This is a genomic window from Sorangium sp. So ce590, from assembly GCF_051521365.1.
Lineage (GTDB): Bacteria > Myxococcota_A > Polyangia > Polyangiales > Polyangiaceae > Sorangium.
Genome location: NZ_CP150346.1, coordinates 3,902,300 through 3,925,916 on the forward strand (window position 1 = coordinate 3,902,300; position 23,617 = coordinate 3,925,916).

Sequence of the window (23,617 nt, forward strand, 5' to 3'; positions counted from 1 at the left end):
CCCGGCCGACCGGCGGATGCCTGGGCGGCTAGACCGCTCGGCCCTGGGCGATCCACTTGTTCATGAAGACGGCGCTTTCCTCCCATCCTTGCCGCAGCTCCTTCTCGGCGCTGCTCTCGAGCAAGCCGCCGATACCGAACACCTTCGCTTCGATGATGAGCTCGGCGATCCGACGCACCTTGTTGTCGCCGATCGCCTCGACGCGCACCACGCCCTCGTTGCGCATCTTGTCGGCCAGGGTGCTGGGCGTCAGCTTGAAGCTCCACACCTTCGTGGCTTTGTTCAGCCTGCCCTCCTCGGTATAGCGGAAGCCCGAGCCGAGCAGCTTCTCCACGGGGCCGGGCAGGTTCATCTTCGGCTTCCCGGCCGACTTCCGGAGGATCTCCGTCTCCGTCTCGACCTGCTCCGTGATGGTGTACTCGGGAAAACCGAGCTCCTTCCGGTAGAGCTCCTCGTTGAAGGTCTTGTCCAGGAACAGCTTCCAAAAGGTGTCGACGTTGCAGTTGATCTCGTTCGTGAGGGTGAACTTGCCCATGGATCGTTCCTTTGCGGTGCGGATGAGGTCTTGCTCCGCGTCTACCGCAGCCCGTCCGTGGCGTCCACGTCTCGCCCGGGGCCACTGAACACAGGATCTGCGATGACGAGGCGTCCGTCTTCGCTGTGCGGACCTCGCGCTCACTGCGTCGAGCGCGAGGTCCGGCCGAGCGTTTTCCTGCGAGCGAAGGCGCGAAGCGGACGCGGGATCACGGTTGGGCCGAGGCGACGTCGGCGACGTCCCGAGATGGAGATCCGCGGCGCGCGGCCTTGTGGACGCTCGCTCCGCGCGATGCGGAGACGGGCGGCGGGCTTCCAGCGCTTCCGTATCCATGCAAACATCGTCATGCTGTGACGTGCATCCTCGTCATCGATGATGACACCGCGATCCGAGGCATGTTTGGACGCGCGCTCCGTACGCTCGGGGACATCGAGGAGGCGAACGGCGGGGCGCCGGCGCTGCGCCGGCTCGCCGCGCGCAAATTCGATCTCGTGGTGCTCGACCTGCACATGCCGCTGGTCGACGGCTTCAGCGTGCTCGACTCGCTCTCGGCCAAGGGGGCGCTGAACCGGGACACGCCCGTCTTCGTCGTGACCGCCGATGAGTCGCAGCAGGCCCGCATCCGCGCGCTGTGGCGGCATGCGATCTTCCTGCTCTCGAAGCCGGTGAACCTCGCAATGCTGGTGTCGCTCGCGGAGTCGTCCCTGAAGAAAGCCGCGTCTCGCGCCACCCCGCTGCCCGAGAAGCCGCAGACCGAGAAGCCGCAGACCGAGAAGCCGCAGACCGAGAAGCCGCAGGCCGAGAAGCCGCAGAAGGACTGAGCGCGCCCGCGGCGGCGAAGCTCGCGGCGATGCACCGGTACGCGGAGGGCTGCGGAGGCCGCCGCCGCACCCGGTCCGACGGCGCTCGCTACCGCGGCGCCAGGTCGAGGGGGGGCGGCGAGGCAGGCCCGGGCGAGCGCCGTGGAGCCTGGCCGGGCGCGGGGGCGCGCGGCGGAGGCGGCGTGGGGCGGGGCGGGTTCGACGGCCATCCAGGCCGCAGCACGGGCGCGCCGGTGACAGGCGGCGCCGGCAAGGGCCCCGGGACGCGCGGCGCGGGGGCGGCGCCGCCGGGCACATACGCCGGCTGTCCGCTCGGGAGAGGTGCGGCTGCGTCGGCGGGGACCGCGGCGTCGGCGTCTGCGTCGGCCGGGGTGGCCGCGTCGGCGGCCAGCTCAGCCGCGGCTGCGTCGGCCGAGGCTGCGGCGTCAGCGATGGCGTCGAGCGCGGCCGTCACGGCCGCGTCCTGCGCCGCGGCTGCGTCCTGCGCCGCGGCTGCGTCCTGCGCCGCGGCTGCGTCCTGCGTCACCCCGGCGTCGGGCGGAGCCAGCGTCGGCCCGGACGCGCTTGGACGCGCGAAGGGCAACACCAGCGAGCCGAACGACAGGCCGCCGGAACGCCGGACCAGCAGGAACGCTGCCGCCGCGGCCAGACCCAGAACGATCAGCGTGATCAGCGCCACGCGGACGAACGACCCCCTCGCCCAGCCCGGGCGCGCGCGCTGCTCGGGCGTCGACGTGACCGCGCTCGTGGGCCCGTTCGCGTGCACCGCTGGACCCGCGTGCGCCGCCCCGACGTGCAGCGGACCGACGTGCGCCGCCGGTCGGCCCGCGGGCAGCGGCGGCGGGCCCATCGGCAGGGGCGGCAGCCCTGCCGCGAACTCGAGCGGCGAGCTCGTCGCGTCCGGATGCGACTTGCGGGTCGCGTCCGGGTTCGACTTGCGCATCGGATCCGGGTTCGAGCGGCGCGAGCTGGTCGGCCCCGACATGCGCGAGCTCGCGGGGCCCGACATGCGCGAGCTCGCGGGGCCCGACATGCGCGAGCTGGCCGGCCCCGACATGCGCGAGCTCGCGGGGCCCGCCCCGGCGGAGGGCGGCGCCGCGTCGGCCGGGTCCTCCGGCGCCTCCGGCCCGTCCTGCAGGATCGGCAGCATGGAGATGCGCCGGAGCATCACCTCGGTCGCGTCCTCGGGGCGCGCTGCCTGCGGCCTGTGCGGGTGGGCGCGCTCGGCGAGGATCCGATCGAGCTCGTCGATCGCCTGGTCGATCCGCTCCTTGCGCGCCTCGGCGACCCCGGGGAGCAGCTCGCGGACGAGCTGGCCCACCTGCTTGTCGTTGTAGCTGTCGCGGATGGCGATGCTCACCTGCTCGAGATCGCGGCGCAGCTCCGCGGCCGTCTGGTACCGCTCGTTCGGGTTCTTGGCGAGCGCCCGCATGATGATGCGATCGAGCTCCGGGTGGACCTCGGGCATGATCTCGCGCGGCGGCTGCGGGTTGCGGTTGGCGATCTGCTGCATCGCCTCGAGCGGGCCCTTGCCGCGGAACGGCGTGTGACCCGTCACGAGCAGGTAGAGCAGCACGCCCATGGAGAACAGATCGCTGCGGCGATCGAGCGCGCCGCCCATCACCTGCTCGGGCGAGAAGTACCCCGTCTTGCCCTTGATCGCGCCGACGCGGCTGACCTGCGCGCGCGCCCGCGTCTTCGCGACGCCGAAGTCGACGACCTTCACCATGCCGTCGAAGGTCACCATCACGTTCTCGGGCGTGACGTCGCGGTGGATGAGGTTGAGCAGCTCCCCCGTGTCGTCGCGGACCTCGTGCGCCGCGTGCAGGCCGGCGCACGCGTCGATCATCACGTGGAGCACCCAGCTGAGCGGCAGGAGCGCGCGCTTCGCCTTCTGGTTCGAGAAGATCTTCGCGATCGGGGCGCCGTCGATCCACTCCATCGCGAGGTACGGCCGATCGCGGACCTCGCCGTACGCGAGGATGTGCACCACGTTCGGGTGGAGGATGCGCGACGCGGTGCACGCCTCGTCGAGGAACATCGCGCGCGCGTCGTCGTCCCCGCGCATCGCGTCCGACAGCAGCTTGACGGCGACGATCTGGACGGTGCCGTTGGGCCGCCTGAGCCGCGCGGCCCACACGGCGGCCATGCCGCCCACGGCCGCAGGAAACAGCAGCTCGTAGGGGCCGATGGTATCCCCCGGCTGGAAGTTACCGGGGTCGTCGTCGTTCCAATCACTCCACGGATCTTTGGCCACGCGCTCCCCCACCATGTCGGAAGACGTGCAGCGCGACAAGACCTGGCGCTCGGCCCCGTCTTCCCGCTCCGCTGCGCGGCGCCTCCGGTGTCAGGCCCGGCGACGCTCGCCTACCATGCGCTCGAGCCGCCCGAGCGCCCGGACGAGGACCTCCTCGCTCGGGCCGAACGAAAAGCGGACGTGGTGACGGAACCGTGACGGCCGGCCCGCCCGGCGCTTGCCCGGGTTGACGTCGAAGAATTCGCCCGGCACGACGATGATCCGCTCCCCGAGCGCCGCCCGGAAGAAGCCGTGGCCGTCCGAGAGCCCCGGCGGCAGGTCGGCGACCGAGCCCCAGACGTAGAACGTGCCCTCGGGCGCCACGTCGATGGTAACGCCGATCTTGCGCAGCCCCGCGAGCAAGAGCTCGCGCTTGCGCGAGAACGCGCGGTGGATGGCCGTCGTCTCGGCGCGGGTGTGCTCGATGGTGAGCAACTCTGCCGCGGCGCGCTGCATCGGCTTCGAGCCGCCGCCGTCGAGGAAGCTGCCGGCGCTCGCCACCGCCTCGATGACCTCGCGCGGCCCCAGGGTCCAGGTGACGCGCCAGCCGGGGTAGCGCCAGTTCTTCGTCAGGCCGTCGAAGATCACCACCGGATCGCGGTCGACCTCCTCGACGTAGCGCGCGGCGCTCTCCATCGGGGCGACGTCGCCCATCCCGTAGACGTAGTGCGAGTAGAACTCGTCGAGCAAGAGCGCGCAATCGAGCTCCTTTGCGGTGCGGACCCAGGCGGCGAGCTCCTCGCCCCGCACGTGCTTTCCGGTCGGGTTGCATGGATTCGAGGCGAGGATCGCGCTCAGGCCGCGGCCGAGGATCTCGCGGCGGAGATCGCCGACCGAGAACGAGTAGCCCCGCTCGCCCTCGAGCAGGATCGGGATCGGCGAGAACAGCCGGAAGACGTCGAGCAGCTCCTCATACGCGGTGTAGTCGGGCAGGAAGTGGCCGAGGTTGATCTGCCCGAGCGCCGCCGCGGCGCGGGTGAGGGCGATGCGGCCCCCGCCCGACACGGCGACGTTCTCGGCCGTGTAGCGCGACGGCATGCCACGCCGGTACGCACGGTTGTACAGCGAGGCGATCGCCTCGCGCAGCTCCCACAGGCCGGCCACCGGCGCGTACTCCTGGTCGTCGCCGGCGATCGGCACCGCCGAGCAGCGCTCGGGCGCGCCGGGGAGCGGCCCCGTCTCCGGCTGACCTTGCCCGAGGTTGCACCAGCCGTCCGCCCCCTCGTCGGCGCCCGGATTGAACCCGAGGCGCGCGGCCTCGGTCGTAACGTAGATGACGCCCGTCCGCGGGACCTTCCGGAAGGCGTGGACCGCGCGCTCGTCGCCGCGCTGGGGGGGGCTGTGCTCCCGTTCCGCCGGCGCCCCGGGGTAGCTCGGGCGGGCCTCGTCTCCCTGGAGGTCTCCGGGCTCTTCAGGATGCTCTCGCTCTACGTCCGTCATCGTTCGCTTCCAGGCGTCTCCAGGCGTTCTTGGGGGGGCGGTGTCGCGGGGGGCCAGCGCGGACGCGCGGCGCCTCAGGCCTTCTGGGCCGTTGGCTTCGCCTCCTCGGCGCTCGCCGGCTCGTGGCGCCGCGCCCACGGCATCGGCTTACCCGAGAAGAGGCAGAGCAGGTAATAGCAGAAGGCGAGTGAGACCACGGTGAGCGCCGTGTACTTGTCGTCGTTATAGTGGAACGTGATCCAGATGAACTGGCTGAGCGCCGCCAGGCCGAACAGGGGCACCTCGATCTGCCGTTTCAGCCGGGTGAGCGGCGCGCTCAGGATCATGAACGAATAGTAATAACAGGTGAGCTGCGAGAGCAGAATGACGAAGATCTGGGCCAGGCACTGGGCCACCCACAGCGAGCGGATCCGCCGGCACACGTAGACGAAGCCGGCGAAGCTGGCGGCGATGATCCCGTAGGCGATCCACCGGTATTTCGCGTAGCGCTCGTTGCGCATCCGCTTCCAGACCTCGAACGGATCGACGAGCTTCGTGTCCTTCGTGTACTTCATCCGGCCGGACTCGACGCCGGTCCCGGGCTTGTGGCCGACGAGGACGCGGAGGCCCATGTGGTTCGTCAGCGGCGTCTGGTCGTGCACCTTGAGCGTGTGCTCGTAGAACTGCACGTACGAGTCCTTGCCGGAGACCTTCATGCTCACCGGGATGAGCACGGCGGCCGCGAGGACGCCGCCGATCAGGACCTGCACGTGCGATCGCGCCATCCGCTTGTGGCGGACGAGGTAAATCCCCGCGACGGTCAGCCAGCCGATCACCGGCAGGCCCGGGAAGATGCGCAGGAGGCCGGCGTAGACCATGCTCGCGCCGGCGAGCTTGAAGTAGCGCTTGCGGATGAGGCAGGCCGAGAGGACGAGGTAGAAGAGCCAGTCCTGCCGGAGGAACGCGCCGCCGGTCCAGTAGAACGGCGCCGACGACTGGCAGCCCCAGAAGATCGCCGCGACGGCGAAGACCCGCCATCCGAAGGCCCAGTAGATGGCGGCGAACATGCCGAGCAGATAGAAAATATCGAAGCTGGCGAGGAACTGGAGGTAGCCGGTGCTGGCCGGCTGGAGGTCCCCCCAGAATTTGCCCATGATCGTCCAGACCGGCGGCGGGTTGTAGCCGTGGTCCTTCTGCATGTCCTCCCAGTAGCCCTTGTCGGAGGACGTCCGGAAGAACTGCACGTCGGCCTTGAACTTCTCCCAGCGCTCCGGGGCGAAGTGCGCCTTGCAGATCTCGGGTTTGTCGAGCACCTCGCTCGCCGGCATGAGGAGGTTGTCGCCGCCGAGGTTCCGGATCTTCTTGTCCGGGTGGCGGACCTCCTTCGCCATGTCCAGCTTGATGGACCGCCCGGTGTCCTCGTTCGTGTACGTGACGAGCCCGAGCTCGTCCTGCGCGATCAGCGCGCACTTGTAGAGGCCGTCGTACCCCATCTCGGGGAAGTACTTGGCCCCCATGTAGTAGTGGAACTGATCCCATCGATGGTAATACTTGGGATAGCCGAAGCGGAAGCCGTTGAAGTAGGCGACGATGGCGGCGACCCCGAGGGCCACGCCGACGTACCGCTTCCAGCGCTCCGCGATCGGCCGGCGCATCCCCTCGCGCTGCGTCTCGTAGAAGACGCAGAGCGCGGCGCCCATCGCGATCAGCACCTTCGCCAGGTCCACGGCGCGGGCGTGCTCGTCGATGTACCGGTGCAGGCCATAGAAGAACAGCACGGCGCCCGCGGCGACCGTGCCGTACCGCGCGAGCACGCGAAGGCGAGGGGGGGCGAAGGCGTTGAGCGCGTACGCGGCGCCGAAGTAGGCGCAGAACGCGGCGACGATCTCGATGATTTCTTGCGACGTGAGCTTCATTGCCTGCGGTTCGGGATCGGGATCGAGGTGACGTGGGGGGCGCGCCGGCGGCCTCTGCGCCGGCTGCCGCGACAGCGCGCCCGGCGACGAGCGCTGCTGCCGCCGCCCCGACCCGCCGCTGCGGGCTGGAGCCCGTCGGCCGGGGCGACGCCGTAGGTGCAGAACGCACCCCGTCCCGGACGGGCTCCACGGGGGAGGCGGGGGCCACCTTAGCCGAAATCCAGGGAGTGTGGCGTTCTCGTTGTGGGAACCGTGCCAGGGGAGGGAAGCGCAGGAATCCGACGGGGAAGCACGGGAAGCACGGGAGGCACGGGAGGCACGGGAGGCACGGAGGCACGGGAGGCACGGGAGGCGACGGGAGGCGACGGGAAGCCAAGGGAGGCGGCGAGCGCACCCAGGCACCCTGTGTGACCTGGGCGGAGCCTTGGCGGTTCGACGTGCTGCGCAATCGAGCGGGCTTCCTCCGCCGAGCAGAGCTCGTGTATCGTCTCCCTTCGTGTCGAACGACAGTTTCTCTTCCGCTTCTTCGGGGGGCTCCGAGCGAGAGGGGGCTCGCGGTCCCTGCGGTTTCCTCGTCCGGGTCGACGGCGCGCCGCCGCTCTGGTGCCGGGAGGTGCGGGGCTTCCACCGCGCCGCGGTGGCCGCGGCCGATCCCGACGCCATGCCCCCCGCTCAGCTCGTGCTCGTCGGCCTCGACGAAGCGACGCGTGTGTGGCTCGCGTCGTGGGCCGAGGACAGCGAGCGCGTGCGGCGCACGATGACGATCCGCAGGCTGCTCGACGACCGGGAAGCCACGGCGGTCGTGACGCTGGCGTCCTACGGCTACGGGGTCGAGACGGCGCTCGCCGTCGAGTCGGTCGTGGTGCCGGCGGGCGAGGGGCCCGCGGCCATCCTGCGCAGCGGCGTGCATACGAAGGAAGAGATCGACGCGATGCTCGCGGTCCTCGCCACGGCGCTGCCGGAGGCCGAGGAGCCGAGCTGGTTCATGCACGTGTAGCCGGCGCGCGCTGGCGCCACGCGCGCCGCGGCGCCTCCGCGAGCTCGCCGCGCCCCGGCCGCCGCTGCCGTCCGCGCTGCTGTTCCGCTCCGCCGGACACATTCCGTCGGATGTGCTCCCGTGTCCGGACGCGCTCCGTCCGCTGCTCGCCCGCGCTCTGCGCGCAGCCCCTCTGAACCGCGCTGTGCGCCGTGCGCTGTGCGGCCGTGCGCTGTGCGACCGACGGGCGCTGCGCCCTGTCCGGCCTGGTCGCTCCGAGCGGCTCTGGGCGCTGCGCCGGCGCGCGAGGTGAGGAATGAATGGAAGCGAGTTGCTTTCGATGTTTCAGTGCGTGAGCCCCTTGCTCGCCTGAACAGCGGTGATAGGCTGGTCCTCGGCCTCGGACGGAGCATCAGCTCCAGGATGGTCCTGCCGTGGAGCACCACGGTGCCGGGGTCGACACCAGATCGGCGGGCTCTCCGCTGATCCGCAATCGAACACCCTTGCCATGCCGGACGATCTCTTTCGATCCGGCGCGGGGTGCCGGCACGCCGGAGGAGGGATGGACACCATGCACAGTACCAGTGGCTCTTCTATACCGGAGGCTGGGAACAGCTGACCCTCGTGGAGCGTGACGCAGGGTCATCGGGGCCTTGCGAGACGCCTCCGCGCTCGGCCAGGTCCGGTGCCTAACAACCTGTTGATTGCCATCGCGACCTCCGCGAGACCGGCAGAGAGGGAATCGAGGGAGACTCAGGTCTTCCGGAAACGATTCTCACCGGTTCTACGGGGTCGATCGCTCGTCGCGATGGGGCAGGGGAGGCGCCGCACAGGCGGGATCATGCGGGGTCCAGAAGGCCTCCGGTAGAGGCCCACGGGACGGGTCGGGTGCAAGCGAAGCACCCGACCCGTTTTTTATTTTCATTGCCTGGGGTGCTTTTTTGTCCCTCGCCGGGCCGGTCTGGTAGGCGGGCTCGATGCGGATGCTGCTGCTCGCGTTGCTGTCGGCTGTGCTCCCGGCGTGCGTCGACGCCTTCGGCGACGAGACCGCGGCGCAGGGGACCGCGCTCGGCACCTTCCACGTGGTCGGGACGCAGACGGCGAACACGTGCGGTGAGGGGGCGCTCGGGGCGACGCGCCTGTGGGAGTTCGATGTCGAGCTCGCGCGCGGCGAGGGCGCGCTGTTCTGGGACAACGGCGCCAGCGTCATCGAGGGCGTCCTCGCCGAGGACAACGTGAGCTTCTCGATCGAGGGGCGCGTGATCGCGGACATGCGCACCGGCGACGCGCCGCCAGGGCCGCCGTGCTCCGTCGAGCGGCGCGACCGGGCGAGCGGGGAGCTCGGCGACGCCGGCGACGACGTCGCGCGGTTCAAGGCGCGGATGTCCTACGCGTTCACGCCCACGGCGGGATCGCACTGCGAGAACCTCGTGGCCGGCGAGCTCAGCTTCGCGCCGGTGTTCGCGGCGCTGCCGTGCGGGATGGACTACGACCTCACGGCCAAGAGGGGCGCGTCTCCGGCCGAGTAGCGCCGGGTGGGCGTGGACCTCCGGGCGCGCGCCGCGGTAGGGTGCCGCGAGCGTGATGCACGTCATCCATCATCTGGGCGGGCGCGGAGGGGAGCGATCCATCCTGGTGCACGGCGGCGCGGGGAACGTCGCCCCCAAGCGGCGGCCGCTGCACGCGGCGGGGTGTCTCTGCGCGGCGCGCGAGGGGGCGCGCGTGCTCGCCGAGGGCGGGAGCGCGCTCGACGCCGTCGAGCGCGCGGTGCGCGTCCTCGAGGACGATCCGCTCTTCAACGCGGGCACGGGGGCGGTCCTCAACGAGGAGGGCCACGTCGAGCTCGACGCGTCGATCATGGAGGGCCGCGGGCTGCGGGCCGGCGCGGTCTGCGCGCTCTCGGATTTCGCCGAGCCGATCGCGATCGCGCGCGCGGCGCTGGAGGACGGCAGGCATGTGCTCTACGCCGCCCAGGGCGCCGCGAGGTTCGCGCGACGGATGGGGTTCTCGCCCGTGGGCGAGGCGGCGCTCATCACCGAGGCCGCGCGGGAGGCGCTCGCCGCGGTCCAGCAGGGCGCGGGCCGCGCGACCTCCTGGGCGGGCAGCACGGTCGGCGCTGTCGCGCGGGACGCGAGCGGGCTCACCGCCGCGGCCACGAGCACGGGCGGCACGGTGAACAAGCGGGTCGGGCGGGTGGGGGACTCGCCGCTCATCGGGGCCGGGACGTACGCCGACGACGAGGCCGGGGCCGTGTCGACGACCGGCTACGGAGAGGGGATGATCCGGCTCGCGTCGGCGCACTCCGCCGTGGAGCGGATGCGCGCCGGCTGCAGCGCCGTCGACGCCGCACGGGGGATCATCGCGCACCTGGCAGAGCGGCTCGACGTGACCGGGGGCGTCATCGCCATCGACCGGTGCGGGCGGTTCGGGCTGGCGCGGTCGACAGAGACGATGTCGTGGGCGGCGGCCGGGGACTGGGGTGAAGAGAGCGGTGTGTAAAAGGTCTTTGCAAAGTGCATTCCGCCTTGTTGATTCGATGATCATCGCGTGACGCCGTGGGCGCGCTCGAAGCTCGCCGCAGCGTGGAGCCATCTCTTCGGCAGCGAGCGCGCGGGGGCGCCCGGCGCGGTCACGCCGTCATCTGCGGCGCCGGCGCAGCGCCGCCGAGACGGCGGCGAGCGTCAGCAGGCCGAGCTCCGCGGGCACGCGCGTCCCCGGCCCCGCGGCCGTCGCGATGGCGAGGTGGCAGCCGCCCTTGTCGAGGAACCCGCCGCTCTGCGGCGGCAGGACGCACTCGCCCTCGACATCGCAGACGAAGCCCTCAGCGCAGTGGTGGACCGACTTGCAGGGCCTCGTTTGTTCCCCGGTCTGCGGCGAGCAGGCGAAGGGCAGGTAATCGGGGTGCAGCGACGTGCAAACGCCGTCGGCGGAGGCGCCCCGGAGCGCCGAGCACGCTTCGCAGAGATAGATGTCGCAGACCCGCTCGCAACAGACGCCGTCGGTGCAGTGGCCGCTGCCGCACTCGACGTCCGCCGCGCAGGGGCTGCCGTCCGCCATCGGGTGGAAGATTGTCACGCTGTCGAGCGGTCCTTCATCGCCGCCGCCGGCCACGAGCACCCGGCCATCCTTCAGCCGCGTGGTGCTGTGCCAATACCGGCCCAAGGGCAGGGGCTCGAGACGGAACCACGTCCCGGAGGACGGGTCGAACGCCTCGACGGTGTGGGGCTGCAGGGTAGAAGCCTGGATATTGGCGCCGCCCACGACGAGCACCCGCCCGTCCGGCAGCAGCGTGGCGGTGTGATCGATGCGGGCGGTGTGCATGGACCCGAGCGGCAGCCACCTGCCGGAGTCCGGGATGAACACCTCGGCGCTGTCGAGCGAGCCCGCCGACTCGAAACCGCCGGCGACGAGCACTCGTCCGTCCGGCAGCAGCGTCGCCGTGTGCATCGAACGCGCAGAGATCATGGGCCCGAGGGGCAGCCACCCGCCTGACCCCGGGTCGAACACCTCGGCGCCGTCGAGCGTTCCATCAGGGCCATAGCCGCCGGCGACGAGCACCTGTCCGTTCAGCAGCAGCGTCGCCGTGTGCGACTGTCGCGGAGCGAGCATGGGCCCGAGGGGCAACCACCTGCCTGAAGCTGGGTCGAACAGCTCGGCGCTGTCCAGATAACCGTCCTGATTGCGGCCGCCGGCGACGACCACTTTTCCGTTCTCCAGCAGCGTCGCGGTATGCTTATGCCGGGCGGTGTTCATGGGGATGACGGGCTGCCAGGTACCGGAGATGGGGTCGAACAGCTCGGCGTGTTTCAGCGATCGTATCTCGCTCGATTGGCCATCGAGGTACGCGTAACCGCCGGCGACGAGCACCCGCCCGTCCGGCAGCAACGTTGCCGTGTGCCCGATCCGGACCTGGCCGATGGGGCCGACGACGCGCCATGTGCCGGAGTCCGGGTCGAACACCTCGGTGATGTCGACGAACCCTCCGGGGTGTGCGGCGCCATCGCCGCCGTCTCCGGCGGCGACGAGCACCCGCCCGTCCTGCAGCAGCGTCGCGGTATGCGAGTGCCGCGCGGTCCGCAGTGGGTCGACGGACCGCCACATGCCCGCGTCCGGGTCGAGCAGCTCGGCGTCGTCGATCGTTCCATGCACGGAGCCGCCGGCGACGAGCACCCGCCCGTCCTGCAGCAGCGTCGCCGTGTGCTCGGCCCGGGACATCTGCGTGGATTGGAGCGATAGCCACCTGCCGGAGCCCGGGTCGAACACCTCGACGCCATCGAGCGACCCTTCAGGCCCGTCGCCGCCGGTGATGAGGACCCGCCCGTCCGGCAGCAGCGTCGCCGTGTGCGCGGTGCGGGCGGCGGCCATGCGCCTGACGGTGAGCCATGTCCCCGTGCCCGGGTCGAACAGCTCGGCGTCGTTGGGCGCGCCGTCTGGATCGGCGCCGCCGACGACGAGGACCCGCCCGTCCGGCAGCAGCGTCGCCGTGTGCGCGGCGCGGGCGGCGCTCATGGGAGGCAGCGGGGACCATACGCCGGAGACCGGGGCGAACAGCTCGGCGCTGTCGACCAAGCCGTCAGGCCCGTCGCCGCCGGTGATGAGGACCCGCCCGTCCTGCAGCAGCGTCGCCGTGTGAGCGGTGCGGGCGGTGCCCATGGGAGGCAGCGGGGACCATACGCCGAAGACCGGGTCGAACAGCTCGGCGCTGTCGAGCGCTCCTTCAGGGCCGTAGCCGCCGGCGACGAGGATCCGTCCGTCCGACAGCAGCGTGGCCGTGTGATCGGCGCGGGCAGCGTTCATGGGATCTCCGGTGGACCACCCGCTTGCTTGGCCGGAGTCCGGGTCGAACACCTCGATGCTGTCGAGCGCTCCTTCGAGATCCGGGGCGGCGGTATCGCCCTCGGTGCCGCCGGTATCGCCGCCGATGACGAGGACCCGCCCGTCCGGCAGCAGCGTGGCCGTGTGATCGGCGCGGGCGGCGCTCATCGACCCCTGGACCGACCATTCGCCCGAGGCCGGGTCGAACAGCTCAGCGCTGTCGTGCGCGTCCCAGCGATGATAGCCGCCGACGACGAGGACCCGCCCGTCCGGCAGCGGCGTCGCCGTATGCCGGTAGCGGGGGGAGTTCATCTCTCTGACGGGCCTCCACCGCGGATCCACCAGCACGGTCTCGCCCTCGGCCTCCACCCACAGCTCGATCCGCTCCGCCCGCGCGATGAGCCGCGCGCCGACGGGCCTCCCCCCCGCCGCGTAGGCCTCGGGCGCGGTCACGCGGATCTGCGTCGCGCCGCGCGCGTCCGCCACCTCCACGGCCTCGCCGTCCTGGCGCAGCGCGGCCCCGTCGACCTGCCAGGAGGCCACGGGCGCGTCACGCCGCACCGCGCGCGGCTCGAGCAGCAGCCACTCCTCGTAGCCGTCGTCGAGGGCGGTCCAGAACGATGCTCCGCCCGCCCGCGCATAGGTCACCGCGCCCTCCGCGAGCTCGCCGGCGCCGGTGGCGCCGAGCTCCCTGACCAGCGCCTCGGCGCCGTCCGGCAGGGGGAAACGGACGGCGCCGTCGCCGCGCCGCGGGAACCGGGAGCGCAGCCCGCCAGCGCCGGCGCGGGCGGGGGGCACATCGAGCGGCCGCGGGGCCTCGAACCCATCGTCCGCCGGGGCGAAGGCAAAGGGCCCTTGAAGGATGGCGTCGGCCTGCTCGGGGAACTGCCGCCTGAGGAGGCGCGCATCCATCGGATCGGCCACCTCGCTGCAGCCGAGCAGCAAGGCCAGGGTCACCATCCAGACGAACGCCAGCGTCCACCGGGCAGGTCGGCGCCTCGAACCAGCAATGGGCATATCGAATCCCTCTGTCCTTGTCCGCAGGGCTCGCACGAGCGTCTCTGTCAGTGGAACTCGTAACGAGCGCCGATCCCGGGAGCGACCGTGAGGAGCACGGGGCCGGCGAGCCTCTCGACCGGGAACGTGCCACGGCCGTCTCCCCCCGCGAGCACGGCCTGGGCCGCGTCCCACGTGGGCCGCTCCAGGTCGACGAGCACGGGAAAGGCGATGCCCGCGCTCAGCTGGACCACCCGGCCGATCGGCAGGCCGATCCGCACCTCGGGGGTCACGTGGAAGAAGAACGCCGGGTGCTTCTGGACGAAGGGGGCGAGCTCGTACGGCGCCCCGTCGCCCGTCCGGAACGCGCCGTTCGTGCGCTCCTCCAGGAGCGCGCCGGCGGCGGCGCCGGCGCCGAGGCGGAAGTGCAGCGGGACGCGCTCGCCCAGCGGCAGCGCGAAGCTGATCCACCCGCCGAGGAGCGCGCTGCGCAGCGCCAGCCGATCATCGACGGTGCCCCGGTTGGGCGGCAGGCCCATCGGGATCACCTCCGTGGCGCGGCCCTGGAGGCGCTGCGACACCGCGAGGTAGCCGACGCTGACGCCGAGCCCGAGGCCCATGCCGAGCTCGTAACCCGCATGGATCACGGCGGAGCCGCCCGTGCCGAGCGCCGCCTCGCAGCCGCGGATGCAGGTGCCCGCGACCTCGCCGCCGAAGCTGGGAACGAGCACGGCGCCCGTGACCCCCTCGACGACGAACCGCGCCGGGCGCGCGGGCTTGCGCCAGAAGGGCGAGCGCGGGTCGCGTTCCAGCGTCACGCGCGCGACCTCCGTGTGATCGCGCCCGAGGAGTACGCGGTGCGACTCCGGCAGGAACCCAGGCGCGGCGATCTCCACCCGGTGCGCGCCCGCGCGCAGCCGCCCCTCCCAGACGCCGCGGCCCACGGTCACGCCGTCGACGGCCACGGTGGCGTTGACCGGCACCGGCTCGATCCGCAGCGCCGACGCGAGCTCCTCGGCCGAGAGCGTCAGCGGCACGGTCCTGTCGACCTCGACGTCGACCTGCACCGGCGGCGAGCCGAGGCGGCCCTCGCCGCGCAGCGCGACCGTGTGCACGCCGGGCGCGAGCAGCCCCTCCCAGGGCGCTCTCGCCATGACGCTGCCGTCCACCACGACCTCGAGCGGCCGGCCCTCCCTCTCCATGACCCGCAAGCGCCCCATGCGCGCGAGCGGCCGTAGCCGCGCCCTGACGCGCACCAGCCGGTCGCCCGCGATCTCGATGCGCTGCTCGAAGGGCTCGAACCCCTCCTTGAACACGCGCACCCAGTGGCTGCCGGAGGTGAGCCGGAGCGGCCCGGAGAGCGGCGCCTCGCCGCGGTGCCGCCCGTCGACCGCGATGAGCGCGCCCGGCTCGGCGGCGTCGACCTCGAGGATGCCGACCAGCTGGCGCAGCTCGTCGAGCTGGCGCTGCGCCGCCTCCTTCGCCGCGTCGGGCAGCCGGTGGCTGAACTCGCGCAGCAGCTCCTCGAACATCTCCAGCGCCTCGTCGTGGCGCCCGAGCTGCTTCAGGCACACCGCGGCGCCGGAGGTCGCGGCCCAGCTCGAGTAGAGCTGCCGCGCGGCGAGGTACTCGGCGAGCGCCCGGGACCACTCGCGCCGCTCGTAGAACGCCCGGGCCTTTCCATAGTGCTCGGCCGCCATCTCCCGCGCCGATGGGGCGGCAGGCTGCGCCGGCTCGACCGCGAGATGCGCCAGCTCGACCGCGGGCGGCGCTGGCCCAGCGGCGGGCTGCGGCGGCTCGGCGGGCGCGGCGATCGCGGCGTTCGCCACGGCGAGCAGGAGCCCCGTCACGACGACGAGGCGGCGGCAGCGGGCGCTGCGGTGGCGTTCGGGCTGGGCCCGGCGAGGAAGCAAGAGAGGCATCGTGGCAGGGACTCGGTTCGTGTGGCCCCGTCGAGGGAGCGGCGAGGGGTGGTCGTGACGATTGGGGTTCTTCACGCTGCGATGCGCGCCGGAGCAGCGACGTTCAGAGCAGTACAGCGGCGACGCGTGCGCGGCACGTGCCAGGGAACCCCAGGGCCGTGCTGCCGCACGTAGCCAGCGCTGCCACGAAGATCTAGTCTGCCGGCCCCATGATCCCTGCCGGTCCCTTGCCCATCGTCCCGCTCTCCTCGCCGCCTGAGCTGATCTGGCGTGTCCCCGGCTCGAAGAGCATCACGAACCGCGCGCTCGTGCTGGCGGCGCTGGCCGACGGCGAGAGCACGCTGGAGGGGGTGCTCCACAGCGACGACACGCGGCACATGCGGTCCGCCCTGGAAGCGATGGGGATCGGGATCCAGGACGCCGGGCCCGAGACGCTCGTGGTGCAGGGGGGGCGGCGCCGGCTGCGCGCGCCGGAGCGCGAGCTGTTCATCGGGAACAGCGGCACCACGGTGCGCTTCCTGGCGGCGCTCGCGTGCCTGGTGCCCGGCGAGGTGGTGCTGGTCGGCGACGAGCACATGGCCAAGCGCCCGATCGCCGATCTCGTCGACGGGCTGAGGCAGCTCGGGGTGGACGTGGCGTGCGCGACCGGATGCCCGCCGCTCCGGATCCGGGGCGGCCGGCTGAAGGGCGGCACCCTGACGATGCGCGGGGACCGCTCCAGCCAGTACTTCTCGGCGGTGATGATGGCCGGCCCCCTCGCCGAATCCGCCATCGATCTGCGCATCGCCGGCGAGCTGGTGAGCCGCCCGTACGTCGAGATCACGCGCCGCATGGTCGCGGATTTCGGCGGTCGAATCGACGAGGTCACGGGCGGGTTCACCGTCCATCCCGAAGGAGGGTACCGCCCGCGGAGATACCCGATCGAGCCCGACGCGTCGTCCGCGAGCTACCCGTTCGCGCTCGCCGCGGCCGCGGGCGGCGCCATCACCGTGCCCGGCCTCGGGGAGGGGGCGCTGCAAGGGGACTACCGGTTCGTCGAGCTCCTGGAGCAGGCCGGCGCGCGCGTGAGCCAGCAGGGGGATGCCACCACGGTGCGCAGCGACGGGCGCCTGCGCGGCATCGACGTCGACATGCACCACATCTCGGACACGGTGATGACGCTGGCGGCGATCGCGCCGCTCTTCGAGGGGCCGACGACGATCCGGAACGTGGCGAACATCCGGATCAAGGAGACGGACCGCCTCGCCGCCACGGTCGCGGAGCTCCGCCGCCTGGGGCAGGAGGTGACCCACGGCGACGACTGGCTCCGCATCGAGCCGCGCCCGCTGACGCCCGCGCTTGTGCACAGCTACAGCGACCACCGCATGGCGATGAGCTTCGCGATCCTGGGGCTGTGCCGGCCGGGGATCACGATCGAGAACCCGGCCTGCGTCGCGAAGACGTACCCGACGTTCTGGGAGGACGTCGAGCGGTGCCGCGGCGCGAGCGGCGGCGCGGCGCCGCAGGGGTGACCGCGGGCGGCAGCGCACCGGCCGCTCCCGCCGGTGCCGCGGTCCCCGACCGCCGTGCCCGCCGGTGCCGCGGCTCCCGACCTCACCCTACTGGCACTCGTTCATGTGACAGCGGCCGTTGCAGCACTGGACGTCGAGCGTGCCCAATGGAGTCACCTGATGACCAGTGATCTCCCCATCTTCATGTGAAACCTCTCTGGGCAGATCACAGCACCACCCGACCGAGGGAGGGTGGGTCGCCCAGGAGATGGTCGCTTACTCGGCGGAGCGAGGGTCGACCCTGGGCAAATGGAGGGTCGGCTATGGGCGAATGGAGGGTCGGCTATGGGCGAATGGAGGGTCGGCTATGGGCGAATGGAGGGTCGGCTATGGGCGAATGGAGGGTCGACCCTGGGCGAGCGGAGGGTCGACCCTCCTGCTTGGGTGGGTGCGTGGCGGAGCCTCGGGTGGGGCAGGATCGAGTCCCTGGCTGGGACGTGCCGAGATCTCGGCAGACGGGTGACCCTGCCCTGCCCGCACATCCTTGCGCAATCATGCAACGGTTTGCCGCAACCCGTTGCGCCTCCACGATCGCCCGCGCCTTCGATCGGCCTTGTCGCCAGGCGTGCGCCGGCTGGCATCGTCCTTGACAATCCGCTGCGGAGACCTGCGCGCCGCGCGAGCCATGACGGCGCGGCGGCGCGCGCCCCGCAAGAGGAGATCATGACATCGCGCAAGAAGACGACGACCACGCCGAGCCCCGTGACGCCCGCCAGCGCCGAGCCCGCGCCCGGCGGCGGGCACGCGGAGGCCGACTTCGACGACACCATCGCGAAGAACCGCGCGCTTCCCATCCTCGATCCGGCGAGCGTGCCAAGGCCGCCGGCCGGCTTCCGGCCGACGGATCCGGCTACGCGCAACCGCCGCCTGCGCAAGGTGCCGTCCGAGCTGCGCGCCGAGGCACTCGACGCGCTGCAGGAGGCCGCCGGCCTGGATCTCATGGCGGACCTGGGCAAATACGCGCCCGATCCGCAACGGGCGCCCGCGCTGGCCGAGCGGCTCGAGCGGGTGGGGCGGCTGCTGGCCGCGGTCCAGGGGCTCGCGCTGTATGCCCGCGAGATGGAGCAGATCGCGCTGAGCGACGCGCTGGTGTTCCTGGAGGCGGAGAACAAGCAGCTCACCAACGCGCTGGATCACGCGCCCGAGCTGGCCGAGCGCTACACGGCGCTGCGCACGCTCTTCGAGACGCGGGCGGCGTCCATCGTGGCGGGGCGAGCGCGGGCCGCGAAGGGAGCGGCCGCCGCCGCGCAGCCGGCGGGGGCACGGCCGGCGGGGGCGCAGCCGGCGGGGGCGCAGCCGGCGGGGGCGCAGCCGGCGGGGGCGCAGCCGGCGGGGGCGCAGCCGGCGGGGGCGCGGCCGCTTCAGGAACCGCCGCAGGTAGCGTGATGTGACGCAAAGAGGGCCCCCGACACGGGGCCCTCGTCCTCACCCGGCTCGACCGAGGAAGCCCAGCGTGCGCGCCCCCTGCGGCTCGACCGTCACGCTCCGGCGCCGGCCTCCGCCGGCGGCGCCGGCTCCTTCTGAAACATCCCGGCGAGGATCCGCTCGGCCGCGTCGGCCAGGATGTCGCGCGTGAGCCGGGTCTCCTCGCCGAAGAAGCGCGTGGCCACGCCGGCGTCGAGCGCGTGCGTGGCGAGGAGCGCGAACGCCTCCGCCTCGTCGAACGTCGCCTCGGCGGTCAGCACGCGCTTCCCCGGCCGGAAGCCCTCCTGGTCGAAGCGACCTTGCCAGGTCTCTCCCAGGGTGACCGAGAAGTACTGCGCGGCCACGTTCCCCGGGCGGGCCATGTGCGAGACCGCGACCACGGCCCGGAGCCGCTCGCGCTCCTCGGCGGTCATGTCCCGCTTCCAGGCCTCGACCGTGGCGTGCATCGTCTCGATCTGGTCGCGCGCCGCGTCCTCGGCGTTGAGGAGGACGTCCGGGGTCTGCGCGCGGGTGAAGGCGGACAGCGTCTCGGGCGCGACGCTGCCGGCCGCGCTCGCCTCGTCGAGGAGCGCGAGCGACGCGTCCAGGATCCGGCGCTGGCGGGCGAGCTGCTCCGGGGTGAAGCCGCGGCCGTCGAGGTCGGCCGCGGCCGCGGCGATGCGCTGCCGGAGCTCGGCCAGCCGGCCCTGCGCGTCGCCGTCGAGCGCGCCTCGCCGGCCCGAGAGGAGCGTGTGGACGGCGAGCGGGGCGTGGGCGACCACCTTGAGCTCATGGTAGCGCCGGGTGCGCGCGGGGCCCTCGATCCGCCGGCCGCCGCGCCGCAGGATGAGGCTGTCGTCGATCTGGGCGATGATCGGCTCGATGCTGGCGAGGACGGCCTCCCGGCGCGCGGCGTAGGCGTCGAGGAAGGCCTGGTTGAGGGCGCCGAGCGGGTCGGTGGGGGCCAGCGCCGCGCTCACCTCCCGCGGCGCCCCGGAGGACGCGCGCTCGACCATTGCGCGAGCTCCATAGCACGCGCACGGGCCCGATCTCAGGGGCGCGGCCGCGCGTTCGCGTCGAGCGCGTCCAGCCAGTCGAGCGCCTCATCCATGACCCGCTCGGCGTCCGCATCTCTCCGTGGCGCGCTCCGGGCATCTCCCGAAGTAGCCGATGACGACGAGGTCCTCCGCCTCGCCCCCGCACGCCGCCAGCGCGCTCCGGATGCGCCGGTCCTGCGCCTCGGGGTCGGGCGAGTACTTGCTGAACACGCCGTCGCCTCCGCAGGGCACGTCGCCCTGGAGCCCGAGCACCCCGCCGTGCTCGCGCGCCGCCCCCTGGCACTTCACGACGGGAAATTTCCGTTCCTGCGCTATTTGTTTTCGTTGTGAGCCGGTTCGAGGGCGCGCCGCTACTGCCTGACAGACGTGCGCTTGGCTGGCTGGGTCGAAGCACCCACCGAGGTCCTTGCGACCTCCGCGGACATCCGGGGTGGTCGCCGTGCCGGGCATCCGGGCAACGCAGCTCGGGAGCGTCCGATGCAATGTCGACTCCACTCAAGGTCATCTGGGGGGCCGTTGCCGCAGTCCGGGTGTACAGGGACCTCGCTGCCGGCTGCCTCGCGCGGCTCGCGAGCTCTACCGCGCGAGCCGCGCGCTGGAGGGGTTGAGGCGGTGCTCGCACCGCCGTCGCAGCGCAGATATCTCCGGAACTCGCCGGCCTGGGCGCCCTGGTGCCCCACCGCGCCGATAGCCGCTCTCACCCTGGTTGCCGGAGCGACCTCCCCGGCCGTGCGCGCTGACCGCCTTGCGCCGGGAACCTCGGCTCGGTACTGTGCTCGCTCATCACGACCGATCTGCGAAGTCACGAGCCCTCGGAGCGATGACGTTGTGCGTAGAGCCAGCCTTGCCATCGCTCCGTCAGCGCGTGGCGGTACTGACGAAAGTGACGTGGTGCGCGCGCTCATGGCAGGAGAGCCGTGGGCGGCAGCCGCGGTGTGGAACGCGCATGCGCCCAAGGTGTTCCGGATCGTCGCGCGCGTGCTCGGGCCCGGCGCCGACGCAGAGGACGTCACCCAGGAGGTCTTCGTTCGCGTGTTCTCCAGAGTATCGGGGCTGAGAGACCCCGATGCGCTGGGGAGCTTCGTGTTCTCGGTGACCGTTCGACTCCTGAAGTGGGAGCTCCGCCGCAGGCGCGTGAGGCGCATCCTTCAGCTCGCGGACACGGCCGAGCTCCCGGAGCAGGCGGTCGAGCCGGCGGACAGCGAGGCGCGCGAGGCGCTGGGCCGCCTCTATGCGATCCTCGACACGCTGAGCGCAGACGACCGGACCGCGTTCGTGCTCCGCCACATGGAGGGGATGAGCCTGCCGGAGATCGCGGAGGCAACCGGGATATCGCTGGCCACCGTGAAGCGCAGGCTCAGCCGGGCAACGGAGCGCGTGTCGTCCCAGGTCGAGAAGGACATGTCCCTCGCCGCTTACTGCATGAGAGGGGAGGTGCGGGATGACGCTTGACGACGAGAAGGACCTGGCGCTCAGCCCGAAGGCCGCGCGCGCGGTCGAGCTCGCTCGCCTGTCGCTCGGCATGATGTCTCCCCAGCAGCGTGTCCAGGGGCTGCTCCGCCTGACGGAGCGGACGGCGAGGCGCCCGGGCTTCCGGCTGTCGCCCCTCCGGGTCGGAGCGCTCGCGCTCGCCGTGGCCGCCGCGGTTCTGCTCGGCGTCAACGGGTGGCAGCGAGGAACGCGCTCCGATCGGCCCTCCTACGAGCTCTCCTACGAGGTGGAGGGCGGCGCCGTGCAGCAGGACGGCTCCGTCCAGGCGGACACATCGAGCCGTCCGAAGGTCCGGTTCTCCGACGGCACCGAGGTTCAACTCGCCGAGATGGCGCGCGCGCACATCGTGTCGGTGAACGAGCAGGGCGCCAGGGTCGCCCTCGACCGGGGAGAGGTCCACGCGCGCGTGGTCCATCGGTCGGAGGCGCAGTGGCTGTTCGATGCGGGGCCGTTCCTCGTGACCGTGACCGGGACAGCCTTCGCGCTCTCCTGGGCGCCGGAGGACGAGCGCCTCGATCTGCGGCTCGAGAGTGGCGCCGTCGTCGTCAGCGGGCCGCTGTCCGGCGAGCCGATCGCGGTGCGCGCCGGGCAATGGCTGACCCTGCGGCAGCGCACGGGAGAGGTGCTCCTGCGCGATCTCGATCTTCAGCAGGGCGCCGCGGCGTCGCCGGCGCCTGCCCCGTCGTCGTCCGACCACGCCGAGGAGCCCAGCGCTGCGCCGGTTCCGGACCCGCCCGGGGCGCCCGCGGCGGCGCCCGCGGCGGCGCCCGCGGCCGAGCCGAGGCGCGACTGGGCCGGGAAGCTCGCGGCCGGGAAGCTCGACGTCATCGTCGACGAGGCGCAGCGCCGCGGGCTCGACGCCTCGTTCGCGGAGAGCAGCAACGAGGAGCTCTCGGCCCTCGCGGACGCGGCGCGTTACACGCGGCGGAACGACATCGCGCGGCGGGCGCTCCTCGCCCAGCGCCGGCGCTTTCCGGCGACGCAACGGGGCAAGGAGGCGGCGTTCTTGCTCGGCCGCCTCGCGGAGACCCAGGAGGGAGGCGCCGCGGCGCTCGCCTGGTTCGAGACCTATCTGAAGGAGGCTCCGCAGGGGGCTTACGCCTCCGAAGCGCTCGGGCGCAAGATGGTGATCGTGCAGCGGCTCCATGGCGACGCGCAGGCCGAGACCGTCGCGCGGGCGTACCTGCGCCGGTTCCCGGGCGGAACCTACACGCAGGCAGCGCGGGCCCTCGCTCGGACGCCGTGAGGTTCGCGCGGGCGCAGGCGCTGGCCGGGGCCCTCACGCTCCTCCTCCTCTGCGCGGCGAGCCCCGCGGCGTCGGGGGAGCCTGCGCGTGTGGTCCTCGTGCGGCCCGGCGCCGCCGAGCCGTCGATCTCCGAGGCGCTGATCCGCATCCGCGGGGAGCTCGTCGCCGATGGATTCGACGTGGAGCTCCTCGACGCGCAGTCGGCCTCCGCCCCCCGGCCGACGATGGACGACGCCGGGCAGCAGGCCGGCTCCGCGGCCCTGATCGGGCTGTTCCTGGCGCCGGATGGTCAGGCCGCCGAGCTCTGGGTTGTCGACCCGCGGACGAACGAGACGCTCGTGCGGCAGATCGACACGCGCGGCGAGGCGCGGGAGCATATCGTCGAGGTGCTCGCGGTGCGCGCCGTCGAGCTGCTCCGCGCGAGCCTGCTCGAGCTCCTGATGTCCTCGCGGCGCTCCGCGGCACCCGCTGCCGCGCCGCCCCCGAGCGAGGTGAGCCGGCAGGTGGCTCGACGGGCAGAGCGGCCGCTCGACCCGCCGCCCCGATCGATGTGGGGCGTCGAGCTGGGGGGCGGGCTCCTCGCGAGCCCGGGTGGCATCGGCCCGGCGCTGCTCCTCATCGCGCGTCTGCGTGTCGCGCCGCCCGGTCCGATCGAGGGGCGCCTCTCGCTCGCCGGGCTCGGGACGGCGCCGCGCGTCGCTGCGCCGCAGGGCAGCGCGACCGTGCAGCAGCGGTTCGGGCTCGTCGAGCTCGCGGCGCTCCCCTGGCCCGAGTTGCGCTTACGCCCGAGGTTCTCGGTGGGCCTCGGGGCGCTCCACGTCGCCGTCGACGGCGAGGCATCGTGGCCGTACCGGGGGGTCCACAGCGCGCAGTGGGCGTTCGCCGCGGACGCCGGCGCCGGCGTCGAGCTCGGGATCGTGAAGCGGATCGACGTCGTCGTCGAGGCGCACGCGCTCGTCGCGCACCCCTATCCGGTGGTCCGCTTCGTCGAGACCGAGGCGGCGCGCGGCGCGCGCCCGGCGCTGCTCGGCAGCCTCAGCCTCGTGGGGTGGCTGTGATCGGAGGACGAGCGGCGTCGCGCCGCGCGCCCGGCGGGAGATCTTCCAGGGCGTTGTCGTCCGCGCCGCCCGCCGCCGCGCGCACAGGCTGTCGATGTAGCCGAGCAGGTTTCA

17 protein-coding genes are annotated in these 23,617 nt (G+C 72.5%); 9 read left to right on the forward strand and 8 right to left on the reverse strand.

From position 1 onward, the window contains the following. Nucleotides 1-28 precede the first annotated feature (28 nt). Nucleotides 29-535, reverse strand: coding sequence for a DUF2505 domain-containing protein (locus WMF28_RS14755; protein ID WP_437602864.1), 507 nt, complete (start codon nucleotides 533-535; stop codon nucleotides 29-31). Nucleotides 536-885: 350 nt separating this feature from the next. On the opposite strand from WMF28_RS14755, the gene WMF28_RS14760 reads away from it, so the two are divergent. Continuing rightward, complete coding sequence (locus tag WMF28_RS14760) at nucleotides 886-1,356, forward strand: response regulator (protein ID WP_437602865.1); 471 nt, start codon at nucleotides 886-888, stop codon at nucleotides 1,354-1,356. 88 nt (nucleotides 1,357-1,444) lie between these two features. Here the strand turns inward: WMF28_RS14760 and WMF28_RS14765 are convergent, their stop codons facing one another. From WMF28_RS14765 to WMF28_RS14775, 3 genes are all read right to left on the reverse strand, one after another. After that, on the reverse strand, nucleotides 1,445-3,613 hold the full coding sequence (locus WMF28_RS14765) for a protein kinase domain-containing protein (protein ID WP_437602866.1): 2,169 nt from the start codon (nucleotides 3,611-3,613) through the stop codon (nucleotides 1,445-1,447). A gap of 90 nt (nucleotides 3,614-3,703) precedes the next feature. Beyond that, nucleotides 3,704-5,092 carry a pyridoxal phosphate-dependent aminotransferase gene (locus tag WMF28_RS14770; protein WP_437602867.1) on the reverse strand — a complete coding sequence of 463 codons (1,389 nt, stop codon included), beginning with the start codon at nucleotides 5,090-5,092 and terminating at the stop codon, nucleotides 3,704-3,706. 74 nt (nucleotides 5,093-5,166) lie between these two features. Further along, nucleotides 5,167-6,987: a hypothetical protein gene (locus WMF28_RS14775; RefSeq protein ID WP_437602868.1), complete on the reverse strand. Its 1,821-nt coding sequence runs from the start codon at nucleotides 6,985-6,987 to the stop codon at nucleotides 5,167-5,169. Between the two features lie 496 nt (nucleotides 6,988-7,483). On the opposite strand from WMF28_RS14775, the gene WMF28_RS14780 reads away from it, so the two are divergent. From WMF28_RS14780 to WMF28_RS14790, 3 genes are all read left to right on the forward strand, one after another. Further along, nucleotides 7,484-7,984 (forward strand): hypothetical protein, encoded by a 501-nt coding sequence (locus WMF28_RS14780; RefSeq protein ID WP_437602869.1) that lies wholly within the window; start codon nucleotides 7,484-7,486, stop codon nucleotides 7,982-7,984. 956 nt (nucleotides 7,985-8,940) lie between these two features. Beyond that, nucleotides 8,941-9,492 (forward strand): hypothetical protein, encoded by a 552-nt coding sequence (locus WMF28_RS14785; RefSeq protein ID WP_437602870.1) that lies wholly within the window; start codon nucleotides 8,941-8,943, stop codon nucleotides 9,490-9,492. A 55-nt stretch (nucleotides 9,493-9,547) separates the two neighbouring features. Then, nucleotides 9,548-10,462: an isoaspartyl peptidase/L-asparaginase gene (locus WMF28_RS14790; protein WP_437604258.1), complete on the forward strand. Its 915-nt coding sequence runs from the start codon at nucleotides 9,548-9,550 to the stop codon at nucleotides 10,460-10,462. Between the two features lie 138 nt (nucleotides 10,463-10,600). Here the strand turns inward: WMF28_RS14790 and WMF28_RS14795 are convergent, their stop codons facing one another. After that, nucleotides 10,601-13,795, reverse strand: coding sequence for a kelch repeat-containing protein (locus WMF28_RS14795; RefSeq protein ID WP_437602871.1), 3,195 nt, complete (start codon nucleotides 13,793-13,795; stop codon nucleotides 10,601-10,603). Nucleotides 13,796-13,842: 47 nt separating this feature from the next. Further along, the gene (locus WMF28_RS14800) at nucleotides 13,843-15,696 is read right to left on the reverse strand and encodes a PEGA domain-containing protein (protein WP_437602872.1); all 1,854 of its coding nucleotides are present in this window, start codon (nucleotides 15,694-15,696) and stop codon (nucleotides 13,843-13,845) included. A gap of 209 nt (nucleotides 15,697-15,905) precedes the next feature. Between WMF28_RS14800 and aroA the strand changes: the two genes are divergently transcribed. After that, nucleotides 15,906-17,207, forward strand: coding sequence for a 3-phosphoshikimate 1-carboxyvinyltransferase (gene aroA, locus WMF28_RS14805; RefSeq protein ID WP_437602873.1), 1,302 nt, complete (start codon nucleotides 15,906-15,908; stop codon nucleotides 17,205-17,207). Nucleotides 17,208-17,909: 702 nt separating this feature from the next. Beyond that, nucleotides 17,910-18,632 (forward strand): hypothetical protein, encoded by a 723-nt coding sequence (locus WMF28_RS14810; RefSeq protein WP_437602874.1) that lies wholly within the window; start codon nucleotides 17,910-17,912, stop codon nucleotides 18,630-18,632. 92 nt (nucleotides 18,633-18,724) lie between these two features. Here WMF28_RS14810 and WMF28_RS14815 read toward each other — a convergent pair whose 3' ends face one another. Then, nucleotides 18,725-19,666 carry a hypothetical protein gene (locus WMF28_RS14815; RefSeq protein WP_437602876.1) on the reverse strand — a complete coding sequence of 314 codons (942 nt, stop codon included), beginning with the start codon at nucleotides 19,664-19,666 and terminating at the stop codon, nucleotides 18,725-18,727. A gap of 87 nt (nucleotides 19,667-19,753) precedes the next feature. After that, nucleotides 19,754-19,996 carry a hypothetical protein gene (locus WMF28_RS14820; RefSeq protein WP_437602878.1) on the reverse strand — a complete coding sequence of 81 codons (243 nt, stop codon included), beginning with the start codon at nucleotides 19,994-19,996 and terminating at the stop codon, nucleotides 19,754-19,756. A gap of 600 nt (nucleotides 19,997-20,596) precedes the next feature. On the opposite strand from WMF28_RS14820, the gene WMF28_RS14825 reads away from it, so the two are divergent. Genes WMF28_RS14825 through WMF28_RS14835 form a run of 3 tightly spaced genes read left to right on the forward strand, consistent with a single transcriptional unit; the run spans nucleotide 20,597 to nucleotide 23,503 of the window. Further along, the gene (locus tag WMF28_RS14825; protein WP_437602879.1) at nucleotides 20,597-21,160 is read left to right on the forward strand and encodes an RNA polymerase sigma factor; all 564 of its coding nucleotides are present in this window, start codon (nucleotides 20,597-20,599) and stop codon (nucleotides 21,158-21,160) included. Next, complete coding sequence (locus WMF28_RS14830) at nucleotides 21,150-22,445, forward strand: FecR domain-containing protein (protein ID WP_437602880.1); 1,296 nt, start codon at nucleotides 21,150-21,152, stop codon at nucleotides 22,443-22,445. Before WMF28_RS14825 ends, WMF28_RS14830 begins: the two co-directional genes overlap by 11 nt. Beyond that, on the forward strand, nucleotides 22,442-23,503 hold the full coding sequence (locus tag WMF28_RS14835) for a hypothetical protein (RefSeq protein ID WP_437602881.1): 1,062 nt from the start codon (nucleotides 22,442-22,444) through the stop codon (nucleotides 23,501-23,503). Before WMF28_RS14830 ends, WMF28_RS14835 begins: the two co-directional genes overlap by 4 nt. Nucleotides 23,504-23,617 lie beyond the last annotated feature (114 nt).

What these genes read in the sequence shown, in the direction of transcription:
- WMF28_RS14755 (WP_437602864.1), bottom strand. Translation starts at nt 535, where the DNA reads ATGGGCAAGTTCACCCTCACGAACGAGATCAACTGCAACGTCGACACC.
- WMF28_RS14770 (WP_437602867.1), bottom strand. Translation starts at nt 5,092, where the DNA reads ATGACGGACGTAGAGCGAGAGCATCCTGAAGAGCCCGGAGACCTCCAG.
- WMF28_RS14775 (WP_437602868.1), bottom strand. Translation starts at nt 6,987, where the DNA reads ATGAAGCTCACGTCGCAAGAAATCATCGAGATCGTCGCCGCGTTCTGC.
- WMF28_RS14785 (WP_437602870.1), top strand. Translation starts at nt 8,941, where the DNA reads ATGCGGATGCTGCTGCTCGCGTTGCTGTCGGCTGTGCTCCCGGCGTGC.
- WMF28_RS14790 (WP_437604258.1), top strand. Translation starts at nt 9,548, where the DNA reads ATGCACGTCATCCATCATCTGGGCGGGCGCGGAGGGGAGCGATCCATC.
- WMF28_RS14795 (WP_437602871.1), bottom strand. Translation starts at nt 13,795, where the DNA reads ATGCCCATTGCTGGTTCGAGGCGCCGACCTGCCCGGTGGACGCTGGCG.
- WMF28_RS14800 (WP_437602872.1), bottom strand. Translation starts at nt 15,696, where the DNA reads ATGCCTCTCTTGCTTCCTCGCCGGGCCCAGCCCGAACGCCACCGCAGC.
- aroA (WP_437602873.1), top strand. Translation starts at nt 15,906, where the DNA reads ATGATCCCTGCCGGTCCCTTGCCCATCGTCCCGCTCTCCTCGCCGCCT.
- WMF28_RS14810 (WP_437602874.1), top strand. Translation starts at nt 17,910, where the DNA reads ATGACATCGCGCAAGAAGACGACGACCACGCCGAGCCCCGTGACGCCC.
- WMF28_RS14815 (WP_437602876.1), bottom strand. Translation starts at nt 19,666, where the DNA reads ATGGTCGAGCGCGCGTCCTCCGGGGCGCCGCGGGAGGTGAGCGCGGCG.
- WMF28_RS14830 (WP_437602880.1), top strand. Translation starts at nt 21,150, where the DNA reads ATGACGCTTGACGACGAGAAGGACCTGGCGCTCAGCCCGAAGGCCGCG.